Consider the following 15,370-nt stretch of genomic DNA (forward strand, 5'->3'; position numbering starts at 1 on the left):
GTGGAGGCGCAGCAAAATGTGTTGGGCGCCGTCGATCTCATGTTCGTCGCGGCCCCGCCTGTGAGACAGCTTGAAACAGCGGGATCTGCTACTCTTGAAGCACAAAGGAAGGCTTCCGGGGGGCACCGAAAGCCTTCCTGATGCGTGGTCCTACTTGATATGTTTGTCCAAGTCTGTCGGACGATCCCGCGGTCGTGGTTCAGTCCCGCGCGACCTTTTTGTCGGTGGAGCGCAATCCGATCGGCACCGCCGGCGTCGTCGGGGCCTGCGGCGGGGCTGGCGCGAGAATGGCCGGCTCCCCCTGGATGGCGTCGCCGGCGCCGAGCGTAACGCTGACGAGATCGCCCGGCTGTAGCAACGTCATACCGTCGGATTCGATGGTGATCGGCCCCTTCGACGACTGCCGCACAATGCTGTAGTTGATATTGTTGGCGCGCTTGGTGAAGGAGACCTGGGATCGGATGGACGGCAAGCTGCCCAGGATGCCTTCACTGGTGCGGAACTCGCGTTCGTTTTCGGAGAGCTGTCGCTCGATGGCGTCGATCTCCACCGCCAGATCGTTCTTCAGATCGGACTGAATCTTGAGGGCGTCGGCTTGCATCCCGGTGAGGCGCTGCTTGGCCATGCCGTATTGATTGAGGGAATCCTGACGGCGCTGCTCGGCATCGGACAGTTCGCCCTGCACCTGACTCAGCACCGCTTTGCTGAGGACGTTGCGCTCCACCAGCGCACGCGTGTTGTCGACGCGCTCCTGGCGGGTTTTCACCAGCTGATCGAGAGTTTCTGTGCGGCCGTACAGGTCGAGGTCCTGCTTGGCTGCTTCGATCGCGCCTGTGATGGCGCGTTGGCGCTCCTGGCGAGCCAACAGCAACGGCTTGCGACGCTCGATCTGCTCCTCCAGCAGACTCCTGGAGTCCGCTGCGCCGATCATTTCCAGCAGTTGCGGCGGAATCTTGGGGGCGACGCCGTCGCGTTCGGCTTTCAGCACCGCGAGCCTGGCAAGCAGCTTCAGCATCGAGCCGGCCGCGCCGCTGCGCTTCTGGATTTCGCGGACGGTTTCGATCTTCATGTACGAGTCGTTCGAGCCGCGGTCGAGCCCGCCGGCCAGCGCGACGGCGTGGAGAACCGTGATGCCGGAAGCGTACTTGAACGACCCGGAATTCTTGACCGGACCGAGCACATAGACCGGCGCGCGATCCAGCGAGACGACGTTGACCATCAACTTGTGTCCCAGTGTCCGCTCTGAGCTTTCGGCCACGGACGCCACGAACTGCTGAAGCGATCGGCCAGCCGCGGGGATGGATCCGAGCAGGGGTAGCGCCACCGTGCCGTCCTCCTGGACGGCGTATTCGCCGCTCATTTCCGGGCGCTGGACGACGCCACGCATCGCCGACGAAGCGCGGCCCCATTTATCGTCCTCCACCGCGATCCGCTCGTAGAAGGCGAGCTTCACCCGATCGCCGATGGCGAATGCGGTGCTGCTACCTGGCTCAGTGGCGAGCGGCGGCTTCGGCTGCTCCGCCGTCGGCTGACCCGACGCCAGCGCCGCGCTCGAGGTCGCGCGCGCTGTATCGCTGTTGGAGGTGTCCGGCATGGTGGTTGGAGCCGCAGAGGCCGCCGCGACGAACTCATTGGCGTTCTTCATCGCCGCGCCTCCCAGCACGGCAGCGCCAGAGACCCCCACCGCGAGGAGGATGGCGGCCGGGCTGACGTGCCCGTCTTGCTCGAAAATTCCCATGGCCTACTGCACTCCGTTCACGATAATGCGGGCCCCACGAAGATGGGGCGACATGCAGGACCGCCATCGTCGTCCTTCGGCGGGGCAGTCACAACTTCCCTTCGGGAGCACCTCGTTTGCGCCGTGCTCGGAAACGAACCGAGCCGCTTCTAGGAGACCTTCTCGCGACGTCGTCGACCAGCGGTGGTTTGGGCCTGTCCGCCTTACCGATGCGACGGCAGCTCTTTCGCGGACGATGGCAAAGCGGGGAACGTAATAGCTTGGGACGGCCGGTCCTCGGCCTTGCTCGTCGCGGCGAGGTTCGAGCCGTTGCAGCCATCTTCTAACTCGATTGGGTAATGCCCGGGTCCTCCATTGGGCTGTAGCAGTCGCCCGGAGGCGCGGCGCATAGTGGCCGCAATGAAGCAGGGCCGCCATGGTTAGTCCCAACTGCGACGATGCGAATGTTCTCCGCCGCCGGATTCGGCGGGCGCCGGCGATGAGGTTCGGCTCGGTGCTGCTGTTATCAGCGGCTTGGCTGGCCGGCGCAGCGCTTGCGGCCGAGCCGGGGGCACCCAGCTCCGGTCCCAGCGATAGCAATTTGGCCAGGCGATCCCAGCAAGCGGCGAAGGACGTCGTTTCCGAGCCGCTGGCGGTCGAACTTGCCGGTGCTCGGCGCGAAATCGAGCTGCTGAAACATCTCTCGATCGAACACGAGCGATCCGAACGGCTCGACCAGGAACTCGCCTCGGCGCGGCGCGAGCTCGATACTCAAACGGCTGTCGCTGCCAAAGCCAAGGACGAAACCGTCCTGATCAAGACGTCCTACGAAGCGGCTGCGGCCGATCTCAGGCGGGCCGCAGAGAAGGAGCGCGAACGCAGCGAGGCGCTCGCCGCGGATCTGGCCAAGCTCCGGCTCGAGCTGGACGCCAACCAGGCGCGGGTTGCCCAGGAGGCCAACAAGAAAGCGGCGGAGCTGCGTGGGCAGACGGCAGGCTCTGCTGCGGCCAGCCCGGGCTCATCCGAAGACAAGGATCGCATCGCGGCTTTGGAGCGCGATCTTGCGGCCACGCGCAGCGACCTCGATAGCCGGACGACGATGCTGGCAAAGCTTCGCGATGAAGCCGCCGAGCTGAAGAAGATCTCCGAGTCCAAAGCGGCCGATATCAAACAGGCGACGCAGAAGGAGCGCGAACGCGCCGAGGCGCTTGCCGGCCAAGTCACGAAGCTGCGCGCGGAGCTGCAGGCCGAGCGGGCGCAGGCCAACGAGGCAGCCGAGGAAGCTGCCGAGTTCCGGCGCAAATGGCGGCGGCTGCAGCGTCGTATCAAAGGGCGTTGACGCCAATGGATCGCACCGCTCGAGACCAACGTGACGTGACGCAGGGGCAGGGCGCAGCCGCGGCGATCAGGTAAGCGCCTGCTGGTGCACGCCCATGACGGCACGCCCCGAGGGATCTGCCATTGCGGCGAAGCTGGCGTCCCAGGCGATTGCCGCCGGCGATGAGCAGGCGATCGACTTGCCGCCCGGCACCGTTTCGGCCGCGGCCTGCGTCGGAAAGAAAAGCTGGAACAGATGGCGGTAGTAATACGCCTCCTTGGTTTGCGGCGGATTGTGCCCGAACCGCTTGTCGGCTGCGGCCATGACGCGGTCGCTGACCTGCGCTTCGGCGTGCGCCTTCAAGCCGTCGATCCAGCCGTATCCGACACCATCACTGAACTGCTCTTTCTGACGCCACAGGATCGAATCCGGCAGATAGCCTTCGAAAGCTTCGCGCAGGAGCGCCTTCTCGATCCGTCGCGCGCCGTCCGCGCCCTGGCCGATCATCTTGTGCTTGGCATCGATGCGCATCGCCACATCGAGAAACTCGCGGTCGAGGAAAGGCACCCGTGGCTCTACGCCCCACGCCATCATCGATTTGTTGGCGCGCAGGCAATCGTAATTGTTGAGCGCGTCGAGCTTTCGCACGAGTTCCTCATGAAATTCGCGGGCATTCGGCGCCTTGTGGAAATACAAGTAGCCGCCGAAGATCTCGTCGCTGCCTTCGCCCGACAGCACCATCTTCACGCCCATCGCCTTGATCCGGCGCGCCAGCAGAAACATCGGCGTGGAGGCGCGGATCGTCGTGACGTCGTAGGTTTCGACGTGGCGTATGACGTCCGGCAGTGCGTCCAGGCCTTCTTCGAAAGTGTATTCGAAGCCGTGGTGGACCGTGTCCAGCGCCGCCGCCGCGATCGCCGCCGCGGCGAGGTCTGGCGAGCCTTTCAGGCCGATGGCGAAAGAATGCAGCCGCGGCCACCACGCTTCGCTCCGATCACCATCTTCGATGCGGCGGCGTGCGTAGCGCGCGGCCACGGCGGCGACCAGCGATGAATCGAGCCCGCCGGACAGCAGCACGCCGTAGGGTACATCGGTCATCAGCTGGCGGTGCACCGCACGTTCGAACGCCTCGCGCAGCGCCACGCGGTCGGCCGCCACGTTCTCGACCGACTTGTAGTCGCGCCAGGGGCGCACGTAGTAGCGGGTGAGGGTGTCGGTTCCGCTGTCGTACCAATGCCCCGGCGGGAACTGCGCGGCGTCGGCGCAGATATCGACCAAGGCTTTCAACTCCGAGGCCACCACCAGGCGGCCATCCTTGTCGTGGCCCCAATACAGCGGCACTACGCCGATCGGATCGCGCGCGATCAGCACGCGCTGCCGACGGGAATCCCATAGCGCGAACGCGAAGATTCCATTGATGCGGTTGAGGAAGGAGGCCGGGGTGTCTTCGCGATACAGCGCGTTGATCACCTCGCAGTCCGAACCGGTCTGGAAGGCGTAAGGCTGGATCAGCTCCGCCTTCAGTTCGAGATGATTGTAGATTTCGCCATTGACCGCCAGCGCCAGGTTGGAGTCTTCGGACAACAGCGGCTGCGCGCCGCCGGCCGGGTCGACGATCGACAGGCGCTCATGGACCATGATCGCGCCGGCGTCGACGTACACGCCGCTCCAGTCCGGTCCTCGGTGGCGCTGGCGCCGGGAAAGATCGACGCAGGTTCGGCGCAGGGCCGAATGATCGTCATCGTCCTGCAGGCCGAAAATGCCGAAAATCGAGCACATGACAGAGACTCCGGACGCGAAAGGAATCGGGCTTCACGAACTCACATCAGCGATGCGATCACCTCCAGCATCACTTCCGTCGCGCCGCCGGCAATGGACAGCATGCGCGCGTCGCGTGCGATCCGCTCGATCGCACTCTCGCGCATGACACCCATGGCGCCGTGAAACTGCACGCACGCATAAGCGACCTCGTTGACCAACTCGCCGCTTAGGGCCTTGAGCATCGAGATCTCTCGCAGGCAGTCGTCATCCCCTGCCATGCGCCAGGCCGTGGCATAGAGGAACTCGCGCGCCGCTTCGACTTTCGCAGACAGCATCGCGAGACGATGGCGGATCGCCTGCATGTCCCATAGAGCGCCACCAAAGGCCCGGCGGGCCTTCAACCAAACCAGAGTGGTATCGAGCGCGGCACCGGCCATTCCGAGAGCCATCGCGGCAAGCACGAGGCGCTCGTTCTGCAGGTTGCGCATCATGGCGTAGAAGCCCTGGCCTTCGACGCCGAGCATGTTCTCTGCGGGGATACGGCAATTATCGAAGACCAGTTCCGCGGTATCGGAGGAACGCCAGCCGTGCTTGTCGAGTTCGCGGGCGACGCTGAGGCCCGGCGTCTCCTTCTCGACCAGAAACATCGAGATGCCGTTGGCTCCTGCCGAGGCATTGGTCGTCGCCGCGACGCAGTAGAGATCCGCGTGAACGCCGTTCGTGATGTAGAGTTTGGCTCCATCCAGGACGAAGAAGTCGCCGTCCCGGCGCGCGCGCGTGCGGATCGCCTTGATGTCCGACCCGGCGTCCGGCTCCGTGATCGCCACCGCGGTAATGACGGCGCCACTGACGATCTGCGGCATCCAGCGGTCGCGTTGGGCTCGGCTGCCGTCGTGGAAGACGTAGCCGGAAGCCATATCGGTCTGGACCAGGATCGTATCGGCGACGCCGCCATAGGTGGAGCGACCGAGCTCTTCGGCGAACACGACCGATGCCACCGCGTCCATCTCGGCGCCGCCATATTCGGCCGGGTAGCGGATGCCGAGGAAGCCGAGTTCGCCCATGCGGCGCAGGATTGGACGCGGAACAAAGCCGTCCTGCTCCCAGCGGTGTGCAGAGGGCTTGATCACCTCTTCGACGAAGCGGCGAACCTGATCGCGCAAGGCCTCGTACTCGCCCGCCGCCCAAGGCAGGCCGGGTCCTTGCGGCGATACCCAAGCCTTGTCCATCATTGTCCCCTCTGCAGTGTGTTGAGCACAGAAGTTGTCGTGCCGGGTTCGATTCTCGTGGGCTGTCGGTGAGCTAGAGCTCGATCTCCTCCAGTGGTTCGTTCGACGATGAAGCGGCTGCCGAGGCTGCTGCCCAGCGTAGCGCATCGATCAATTCCGCAAGTCCGGCCAGCGTCGGGCGCTCGAACAGATTGCGAAGCTGCACGTCGACACCGAAGGCCTTTCGCATCTGGGCCATTGCCCGGGTCACCAGAAGCGACGCCCCGCCGAGTTCGAAGAAGTTGTCGCGGCGTCCGATCTGCTGGGCCTTGAGGAGGCCGCCCCACAGCGCGGCGAGCTTTTTCTCGGTCTCGGTCTCCGGGGCCTCGAAATCCTCAGCAGGCTCGTTGTTTTCCGCAGTCGGTTGCGGAAGCGAAGCGCGGTCGATTTTGCCGTTCGACGTCAGCGGCATTCGTTTGAGGCGGACGTAGTGCGTCGGGATCATCGAGGGCAGCAGTTCCTCGGCGAGGTGGGCGCGCAGGTCGGCAACGGTCACGGGCGCCGGAGAGACGTAGTAGGCGACGAGGCGTTCGACACCGTCTTCACTCGTCACGGCGACGGCGCAGTCCTCGACCTGCGGGTAGCTGAGAAGTCGCGCCTCGATTTCACCCAGCTCGATCCGCGTGCCTCCGATCTTCACCTGATGGTCGGCGCGGCCGAGAAAATCCAGGCGGCCGTCCGCATTCCAGCGGGCGAGATCGCCGGTCGCATACAGCCGCAGGGTCGAAACCCCGTCTCGCGGATCGGCTGCCGTGCAGAAGCGTTCCTCGGTCAAGTCGGGGCGGTGGAAGTAACCTCTCGCCAGACCGTCGCCGGCGATGAAGAGCTGCCCGATGACGCCGGGAGATGTGGGGCGATGCATCTCGTCGAGGACGTAGATGCCGGTATTGGCGGCCGGAACGCCGATCGGGACCGATCCTGATCGGTCTTCGTCGATGTCGAAGCGATGGATCATGCAGCCCACCGTCGCTTCGGTCGGTCCGTACTCATTGTAGAGTTCGACCGGATGCGGAATGGCTTTGGTGATGTCGCGGGCCAGTTCGGACTTGAAGTCTTCGCCACCCACGATGAATTTGCGCAGCCTCGTGGTTGCGGGCGCGCTGTTGCGGATCATCCCGAGATGCGCGGGCGTCAGTTTGATGATGTCGACGGCATTGTCCTCGACGACCTTGAGCACGACCATGTTCTGCACTCCCGGATCGCCGAGATAGACCACGATGCGGCCGCCGGTGACGAGGGGCGTGAACAGCGTCGTGACGGTGAGGTCGAACGCGAGGGAGGAGAAGAGGGGCCAGGCGAGACGTTCGCCGGAGCTATACATCCGGGCGGCCCACCAGATGTAGTTCACCAGACTCCGGTGTTCGATCACGACGCCCTTGGGCGTGCCGGTGGAGCCGGAGGTGAAGATGATGTAGGCGGGCTCCCCTGGAGCGGCGGCAGACGCCCGGGATGAATCCGGCTGATTGGAAATCGAGCCGAAATCGGCATCGAGTACAAAGATGTCGGCGAGCTCCGGCGGAATGACGGATCGAAGGCGCGCCTGGGTGATCGTGACCGGCATCGTCCCGTCGGTCCCGTCGCGAATGTCCTTCAGGATCGTCGCAATTCTGCCCTTCGGCGTCGCCGCGTCCAACGGTACATACGCTGCGCCCGCTTTTAGAATGCCGAGAATCGCCACGACGACTTCGATCGAGTGCTCCATGAACAGCACCACGATGTGCCCCGGCCCAACACCCGTCGAAGCCAAATAGGCAGTCAGCTGGTTCGAGCGGGCGTCGAGCTCGCGATACGTCAGCGTGGCGGCGCCGAAGCGGATCGCTTCGTCGTCGGGATGATGCGCCACCTGATCGCGGAACAGATCGATGATCGTTTTGTCCGAGGGGAAAGGCGTTGCCGTGGCGTTGTGGTCGATGACCAGCGCCCGATGATCGGTGTCGTTCAGCTGCGCAAGTGCCACTCCGTCCAGCGCGATCGGTACGACTTTGTTCATGCGGCACGCTCCTCTTGCGACACTCGAAGCATCAGATCATCCGGGGCATTCGGCCTTCTGCATCGCTTGGCGATAAATTGCCGCGATGGCGGGTGCATCCGGCTCCTCCAGCATGCGGAAATCGTCGCAGCCGGGGGGCCCGAAGTAGAACTCGGCATGGGGGATGACTTGGAGCCATCGGTGCGGTGCTGCGCCCGACCTGAGCCAGGCCCTGTTCGGAAGGAAAATGCAGACGCGCCGCGCGTAGCGAACTGGCGTGTACCGGCGCAACGCCGTGATCGCTGTGGATTTGAGTCGTTCCCGGCTCGCCAGCACCGGGTCCACCGCAACGGGCCGTTCGGTCTTGAGAAGCCGGGTGAGCACGGATTGAACGTGCCCGCGCAGGCTGTCGTAGCCATATTGCAGACGGGCGCCGACGGTAGGCAGCTTGTCGATCTCCCGCGTGATCGTATCGAGGCTTCCCCGGGCGAGGAAATACAGCCGGCGCGACAATTCCCTGTAGGTGGTCGGATGCAGAGGGCCGAACAGCGCGACGCACGGGATATCTGCTCCGCGTTCGGCCAGGATCTTCGCCAGTTCCAGAGCGGTCGCCCCGCCTGAGCAGTAGCCGGCAATGACGTAAGGGCCGACGGGCTGATAGTCGACGATCTGTCGGGCGAAATACTCTGCGATGTCTTCGACGCGGTCCATCGGCTCGCTTTGTCCGTCGAAGCCCGGTGGCTGGAGCGCATAGAACGGCTGATCGTCGCCGAGGTGCCTCGACAGATCCAGGAACGAGAACGGCGCTCCGATATGCCCCGGTACGGCATAGATCGGCGTTCGCGTTCCGCGAGGCTGCAGGGGAATCACGGCCGGCTGTTGCGCGGCCGCCGCGGAGGCCATGTTCAAAAACGCGATGATGTCGCCCTTGCGGTCCCGCAACTGGTCGCGAAACTCCGCCGTCAACGCGCCGACCGGCGCGCTGCACCGCAGTCGATCGCGCTCGACAGAGATCCGGATATCCTTGGCCGCGAGCACTGCGAGCAGATCGGGGATCTGCAGCACGTCGTCGATAAAGGGCCTACCAATCCCTTGCTTCATGGGTTCCTCACAGCCCCCCCGGTGCACCGTACGGCCGTTGCTGCCTCGGCGGATACTTCAATTCCGGACTACCACTGTGCCGACATATCCGGGCTTGGGTACGAAGCCCGTGACGGTCCAATCCTCTTCATTCCAGAGGGTGGGCTGCCCGAGGCCGCATCCCAGCGCCTTCGACACCGCCTCCAGACGAGTCCAGCGCTCGAGGAAGTCCTTCGGCCGGCGCTCCGGCTCGAGCGCCGCGTAGGACTGGTATTCGGACGGTGAAAGACAAAGGGAGGCGATCTGGTCCGCTTCCGGCACGGGCAGAATGACCTCGATGTCGACTCCGACGTCCCGGTTGTCGGCGAGGGCAATGACCGCGACGTCTGCCGACCGCGAGATGCTGAAGCGGAGATCGCGGCCGCGCATGCGTTGGGAGAGGCGGGGCTTCCCCAATTCTTCGTATTCGAACTCGACGTCGGAGGGGCAAACGCCCAGCCTGGCGGCAAGAACGTGACGTAGATGCCCGCGTGTCGCGACAAAGCGGCGTTGGTCCTGCCTTAGCCTCAGCCTGAGGGCGCGAAGGCCTTCTTCTTCGTTGAGACAGAGGCCGATCTGGTTGACGGTGTCTTGGTCCGCGTCGAGCATGAACGCGAGGACCTGCAAACCGTCGGCCTCGAAAACCAAACTATCAGTTCTGAAATCCGGTGTCATGATCCCAACGCCTCAACCAGCGGAAGGCTGATTGAATTGAAATCATGACGCGCCTCAATGCCTTATCGTAAGTACCCCGTTATTGCCGACCTCGCCGTTTGCTCAGCCGAGAGCATGCGCCGGCTACCCCTATCGGGTTATCCGGCGGAGCGGCGTTCCAGACTGTGATGTCGGGACGCCTGACCTTCAATTTCAACGAACACGACTTCTGGCGGCATGCCGAACCTGACCGGCCACCAGGAGCAGCCGAGGCCGCCCGACACGATCAGGTGCCGCTCGCCCTCGAAGAAGTGGCCGTAGCAATAAGCCATGCTGAGCTCCGATGGCGCGAACAGCGCACTGCCGAGCACGCGCACCTGGCCGCCATGTGTATGGCCGGCCAGCGTGAGCGAAACCCTCTCCGGGACCCGTGGAAAGATATCCGGCTCGTGAACCAGCAGGATCACCGGGGCATCCGGGGGCACAGCCGCCAGCGTGGCTTCGAGATCGTCGACGCCGCGTTTGACGGTACGTCCCGATGAATAACCAAGAAGCGCCTCCTGTTCGGCCAGTCCGGCAATCCAAAACTCATGACCGTCCTTTGTGAGACGGGCATTTTCGTTTTCAAGCACGGCGATGCCGGCCTTCTCCAGCGCCAGCCGAGCCGCAATCGGCCCGCGTCCACGCAGCTGTGCGGTCTTGTCCGCCCACCAATCGTGATTGCCGAGGATCGCGTAGACGCCGAGAGGTGCGCGTAATCCTCCGAGCGTGGTGGCCCAGTCGCGGTCGGGCACGATTGCGGTGATCTTCTTGTGGCCGGCCACGTAGTCGCCGAGCAGGACGATCACATCGGCGCCGAGTCGATTGGTGAGTTGAACGATCTGTCCAATCCGCTCGATATCCATCCATGGCTCGCAAGCGTGAATGTCGGCAATTACAGCGACCTTCAGTTTCAGGCCTGCGGGCCAGGATGCAGGCCTGACGCGATAGCGCGTAACATTCGTCTGCAGCAGCGGCTCGATTCCGACGCCGTAGGCACCTGTGGCGGTCGCCAACAGCGGCGCCACCAGAAGGCTGCGCCTGCTCAGCATTGACGGCCCACTTTCGGCTGCGTTTCCGCTCGATGCATTTGACCTCTCGCCCTTGGAGCGCCCACTCTATGAAACGCATTGGCGTTGCGACAAGGCCGTGCGATTTCCGTGCGCCAGCCTGTCTCCGCCAGCTTTGCCGCGCATCATCGCCATTGGATGCGCGAAGCAGTTTTCGGAAATGCGACGAGCCATCCGGTGGCGCGTGCCGCAGCGGAGCTTACCATGCCGTCGGTGCTGTGCGGACCGGCGACCGGCCATTCGGTTAGCGCTCTCGGAGCGTCTCCTGGCGGTACCGCGCCAGAGGTGACAACAGGTAGCTGATGATCTTGCGCGAGCCGGTCTTGATCTCGACCGTCACCGCCATGCCAGGCGCGAGCTTCACCAATTTCTCGTCGATCTGCATGTCGGTGCGGGCGAGCGCGACCCGCGCGATGTATTCCAGATCCTGCCCCCGCTGCTCGATCGCGGCCGAGCCGCTACGGGTGGCGCGGTCGAAGGGGCCGGCGCGCGGCACGTCGCGTGTGACGGCGTCGGAGGAAACGCTGACCACTTCGCCGCGCAGCAAGCCGTAACGCGTGAAGTTGAACGTATCGACCTTGACCTCGGCCTCCTGTCCGGGATGGACGAACCCGATGTCGCGGTTTGCGACCGTCGCCTCGATCTCCAGCTTGCTCTCGCTCGGCACCACCACGGCAAGCGTCTGGGCCGGGGTCACCACGCCGCCGACGGTGTGGACGGCAAGTTGCTGCACCGTGCCGTCGACCGGCGATGTCAGCCGCTGCAGCCGCGTACGCTGTTCGGCCTTGATCGTATCCTGAGCCAGCTCGTTGGCCTTCTGCTCGGCCTTGGTGAGTGCGTCGTAAATGTTACGGCGATATTCCACCGCGGTCTTTTCACGCGTCTCCTTCAGCAGCGAGATCGCCGCGTCGATCTCCGTCAGCCGGCTTGTGAGCACCAGGATGTCCTGCTGCAGCCCGACCAGCTCCTGCATCTGGGTCAGATAGACCACCCGCGAGGCCAGCCCCTTGTCGAGCAGGCCTTTGTGGATATCGATCTTTTCCTGCAACACCGGAATCGTCGCCTGAACCTTGGCGACGCTGGCCGCAATCGTTGCGCGCTCGGCTTCCTTCTGGGCCTGCTGCCGCCCGACCTCGGCGAGTTTCGAGGTCAATTCGGCGCGCTGGTTGATCAGGAACTGGCGCTGCATCTCGATCTGATCGGGCTGGGCGCCCGGTGGCGGCCTGAAGCTCGCGAGCGGGTCTTCCTGCAGGGCCGCCCGCAGCCGTGCGACTTCCAGGCCGGCAGCCATCAAGTCGCCCCGCTGGCGCTCGTGGTCGGCAGCAAGCATCGTCGGGTCGAGTTCGATCAGAACGTCACCGGCCTTCACCACGTGACCGTCTCGGACGTGGATGGCGCGCACGACGCCGGTCTCGAAAGGTTGGATGAGCTTGGTCCGGCCGCCCGGCACGATCTTGCCGGGGGCTGTCGCCACGATATCGACGCTACCGAGCGATGCCCATGCGAGTGCGAAGACGAATACCGCGATGATGCTTGCCGCAATCGCCCGCGCGGCCGGCGAGGGCGGGCGCTCGGTGATCTCCAGTGCCGCCGGCAGGAAAGCGATCTCCTGTTCGCGGCGCCGCAGCTCCGCCCTGCGGAACGGAACGACATTCTGACTAGCGGACCTCATGGAGACCTGCCTGCAGGTAATGCAGCTTCGCGTAGCGGCCATTGCTCTGGATCAGGTCTTCGTGGGCGCCGTCCTCGACGATCCGGCCGCGCTCGATGGTGATGATGCGGTCGGCGTGGCGCACGGTCGATAGCCGGTGCGCCACCACGAAGACGGTTCGCCCCTCGGCGATCAACGCCATGTTCCGTTGGATCGCGCGCTCGCTTTCATAGTCGAGTGCGCTGGTGGCTTCGTCGAAGATCAGAATTCGTGGATCTGTGATCAGGGCCCGGGCGATGGCGACGCGCTGACGCTGTCCTCCGGAAAGGCTGGAGCCCCGCTCGCCGACCACCGTGTCGTAACCCTCGGGAAGTTCGAGGATGAAGTCGTGAGCTCCGGCGAGCTTCGCCGCCGCGATCACCTTTTCCATCGGCAGGGTCGGATCCGACAGCGCGATGTTCTCGCGGATCGTGCTGTTGAACAGGACGTTCTCCTGCAAAACCACTCCCGTCTGGCGCCGCAGCCAGGACAGGTCGACCATCGCAAGATCGACACCGTCGACCAGCACGCGGCCGCTCTCCGGGACGTAGAGTCGCTGGATCAGCTTGCCGATCGTACTCTTCCCGGATCCCGACGAGCCGACGATACCGACGATCTGACCGGGCTCGACGGTGAACGACACGTCGTGAAGCACCTGGGGGCCGTCGACGCGGTAGCGGAAATGGACATGTTCGAAAGTCACCTGTCCGCGGATCGCCGGCAGTGCGGCGCGTCCGGGATGAAAGCCGGGCTCGGGCAAAGTGTTGAGGATGTCGCCGAGCCGATCGACCGACAGCCGGGCCTGGTGAAAATCCTGCCACATCTGGGCCAGCCGCAGGACCGGGGCACTGACGCGCCCGGCCAGCATGTTGAAGGCGACGAGTTCGCCGACGCTCAGATCCCCATCGATGACCAGCCGGGCGCCGAAATACAGCGTCGCGGCGGTGACGAGCTTATTGATCGTCTGCACCGCCTCGCTCGCTACGTTGTTCAAGCTGAGCACCCGGAAGCTCGCAGTCACATAAGCGGCGAGCTGCTCCTCCCATTTTCGCTGCATCTGCGGCTCGACGGCCATTGCTTTCAGGGTTTCGACCCCGGTGACGTTCTCGACCAGGAACGCCTGGTTCTCGGCCCCGCGGGAAAATTTCTCGTCGAGTCGTTTGCGGAACAGCGGTGTCGCGATCACCGAGATGGCGATGTAGATCGGCAGCGACGCGATCACCAGCCAGGTCAATAGCGGCGCGTAGTAGAACATCACCGCAAGGAAGACGGATGTGAAGAGCAGGTCGATCCCGAGCGTCAGTGCCGAACTTGTCAGGAAGTTACGGATGTTCTCCAGCTCCCGCACGCGCGCGACCGAATCGCCGACCCGCCGCGCCTGGAAGTAAGCGACCGGGAGAGCCAATAAGTGACGAAACAGTCGCGCCCCGAGCTCGACGTCGATCCGATTGGTGGTGTGCGAGAACAGGTAGGTCCGCAGCGTTCCGAGAACCGCCTCGAACAGGGTCAGCCCGATCAGCCCGATGATCAGGACGTCGAGCGTGCTGATACTACGGTGGACCAGCACCTTGTCGATGACGACCTGGAAGAACAGCGGCGAGACGAGCGCGAAGATCTGCAGGAAGAACGAGGCCAGCAGGACTTCGCCGAGAAGATATCGGTACTTGTGGACGGCGCCCAGGAACCAAGAGATGTCGAAGCGGCGGGAGAGGTCGGATAGCGACGCGCGTCGCGCCATCAGGACGAGGTCGCCGTCCCAAACCGCCTCCAGTTCGACCTGCGTCATCGTCAGCGGTTGGGCGATGGTGGGACGCTGCACCAGGATCTTGTCGTCCGAGACTTTGCCGAGGATCAGGAAGCCGCCGTCGCGAAGTACTGCGATGCCGGGCAGGGGAGTGGCGGCTAATCGGGCCCAATTGGTCTTCAGCACCCGCGCCTTCAATCCGAAATTGATGGCGCAACGTAGCATATCGGCGACGCCGACCTGACCGGTGCCCAGCTGGTGCCGGATCTGGACCGGTTCTGCTGCGATGCCGTGACATCGCAGCAGCGTCACGAGAGCCCGCAAGCCGGCCTCATCGGTATCCGCCGCGCGCTGAACGGTCTCTGATGCGGCATGGCGATGCGAGCGCAGGGCCATCCCGCGCCAACGCGCGATGATGCCGGGCACAGATCGCAGCCACGCGGCCACGCTATGCCAGCGCTCGATGATCTGGAGAGCGGCCTTCGCGTAAAGGTCGGAAAGCCTGAGCATCAGGCGCTCGCCGAACTCCGGAAGTCCAGCCGATACCACGTCGCCGCTCCGGATTTTGTCCAGCTCGTCGCGTGTCATCCGCTCCGGCCGCGCCGCGGTCGGCCGCAGCACCAGCGCCTCGTCGCCGTCGATCTTGCCGACGAGCAGGAAGCCGCCGTCGCGCAGGGCGGCGATCAGGGGCATCTGCATGGTAGATAGCCGCTTCCAGCCGGCCTTACACGAGCGCGTCGCCAGCCCCAACGTGGCGGCACAGCGGAGCATGTCGCGGAGCCCGACGGTGTCGGTGTCGCAGCGCCTGCGAATATCTTCGATCGAGATCTCTCGGCCCTGGGAACGCAGAAACAGCCAGAGGGTCAGCAGCCCCGTGTCTGGTGGAACGTCGTCTTCGGTCAGCATCGCCATTGCGATGAGTCCTTTGTGCTCAAGGAGTCAGATCGCGTTCCTATCCGCAGGACGGCCGCCTTGCGGCCGGCGGGCGAACGTTCCGAGGCCGAGGGCCCCGGAACGCAGT

Annotated in this window: 10 protein-coding genes; 1 reads left to right on the plus strand and 9 read right to left on the minus strand. The window is 64.4% G+C overall.

Going from position 1 to position 15,370, the window contains the following annotated elements; genetic code table 11:
* Window positions 1–199: 199 nt before the first annotated feature.
* Window positions 200–1,738 (minus strand): polysaccharide biosynthesis/export family protein, encoded by a 1,539-nt coding sequence (locus IP86_RS18905; protein WP_054163978.1) that lies wholly within the window; start codon window positions 1,736–1,738, stop codon window positions 200–202.
* Window positions 1,739–2,216: 478 nt separating this feature from the next.
* On the opposite strand from IP86_RS18905, the gene IP86_RS18910 reads away from it, so the two are divergent.
* Window positions 2,217–3,056 (plus strand): coiled-coil domain-containing protein, encoded by an 840-nt coding sequence (locus tag IP86_RS18910; protein WP_054163979.1) that lies wholly within the window; start codon window positions 2,217–2,219, stop codon window positions 3,054–3,056.
* Window positions 3,057–3,122: 66 nt separating this feature from the next.
* On the opposite strand, the gene asnB is transcribed toward IP86_RS18910, so the two are convergent.
* The 8 genes from asnB to IP86_RS18950 all read right to left on the minus strand — a co-directional run bounded on the left by asnB (window position 3,123) and on the right by IP86_RS18950 (window position 15,261).
* Window positions 3,123–4,814: an asparagine synthase B gene (asnB, locus tag IP86_RS18915; RefSeq protein WP_054163980.1), complete on the minus strand. Its 1,692-nt coding sequence runs from the start codon at window positions 4,812–4,814 to the stop codon at window positions 3,123–3,125.
* A gap of 41 nt (window positions 4,815–4,855) precedes the next feature.
* A complete protein-coding gene (locus IP86_RS18920) occupies window positions 4,856–6,028 on the minus strand; it encodes an acyl-CoA dehydrogenase family protein (protein WP_245290666.1) in 1,173 nt (390 codons plus the stop codon).
* 70 nt (window positions 6,029–6,098) lie between these two features.
* Window positions 6,099–8,054 carry a non-ribosomal peptide synthetase gene (locus IP86_RS18925; protein ID WP_054163981.1) on the minus strand — a complete coding sequence of 652 codons (1,956 nt, stop codon included), beginning with the start codon at window positions 8,052–8,054 and terminating at the stop codon, window positions 6,099–6,101.
* A 36-nt stretch (window positions 8,055–8,090) separates the two neighbouring features.
* A complete protein-coding gene (locus tag IP86_RS18930) occupies window positions 8,091–9,134 on the minus strand; it encodes a thioesterase domain-containing protein (RefSeq protein WP_054164013.1) in 1,044 nt (347 codons plus the stop codon).
* A 57-nt stretch (window positions 9,135–9,191) separates the two neighbouring features.
* Entirely contained in the window at window positions 9,192–9,827 is a 636-nt protein-coding gene (locus tag IP86_RS18935) for a 4'-phosphopantetheinyl transferase family protein (protein ID WP_054163982.1), read from the minus strand.
* Window positions 9,828–9,964: 137 nt separating this feature from the next.
* Window positions 9,965–10,897 carry a metallophosphoesterase gene (locus IP86_RS18940; protein ID WP_054163983.1) on the minus strand — a complete coding sequence of 311 codons (933 nt, stop codon included), beginning with the start codon at window positions 10,895–10,897 and terminating at the stop codon, window positions 9,965–9,967.
* 262 nt (window positions 10,898–11,159) lie between these two features.
* A complete protein-coding gene (locus tag IP86_RS18945; RefSeq protein ID WP_054163984.1) occupies window positions 11,160–12,587 on the minus strand; it encodes an HlyD family type I secretion periplasmic adaptor subunit in 1,428 nt (475 codons plus the stop codon).
* The gene (locus tag IP86_RS18950; RefSeq protein WP_082364101.1) at window positions 12,574–15,261 is read right to left on the minus strand and encodes a type I secretion system permease/ATPase; all 2,688 of its coding nucleotides are present in this window, start codon (window positions 15,259–15,261) and stop codon (window positions 12,574–12,576) included. The genes IP86_RS18945 and IP86_RS18950 overlap by 14 nt, the downstream gene beginning before the upstream one ends.
* Window positions 15,262–15,370 lie beyond the last annotated feature (109 nt).

Source organism: Rhodopseudomonas sp. AAP120, assembly GCF_001295845.1.
Taxonomy (GTDB): Bacteria; Pseudomonadota; Alphaproteobacteria; order Rhizobiales; family Xanthobacteraceae; genus Rhodopseudomonas.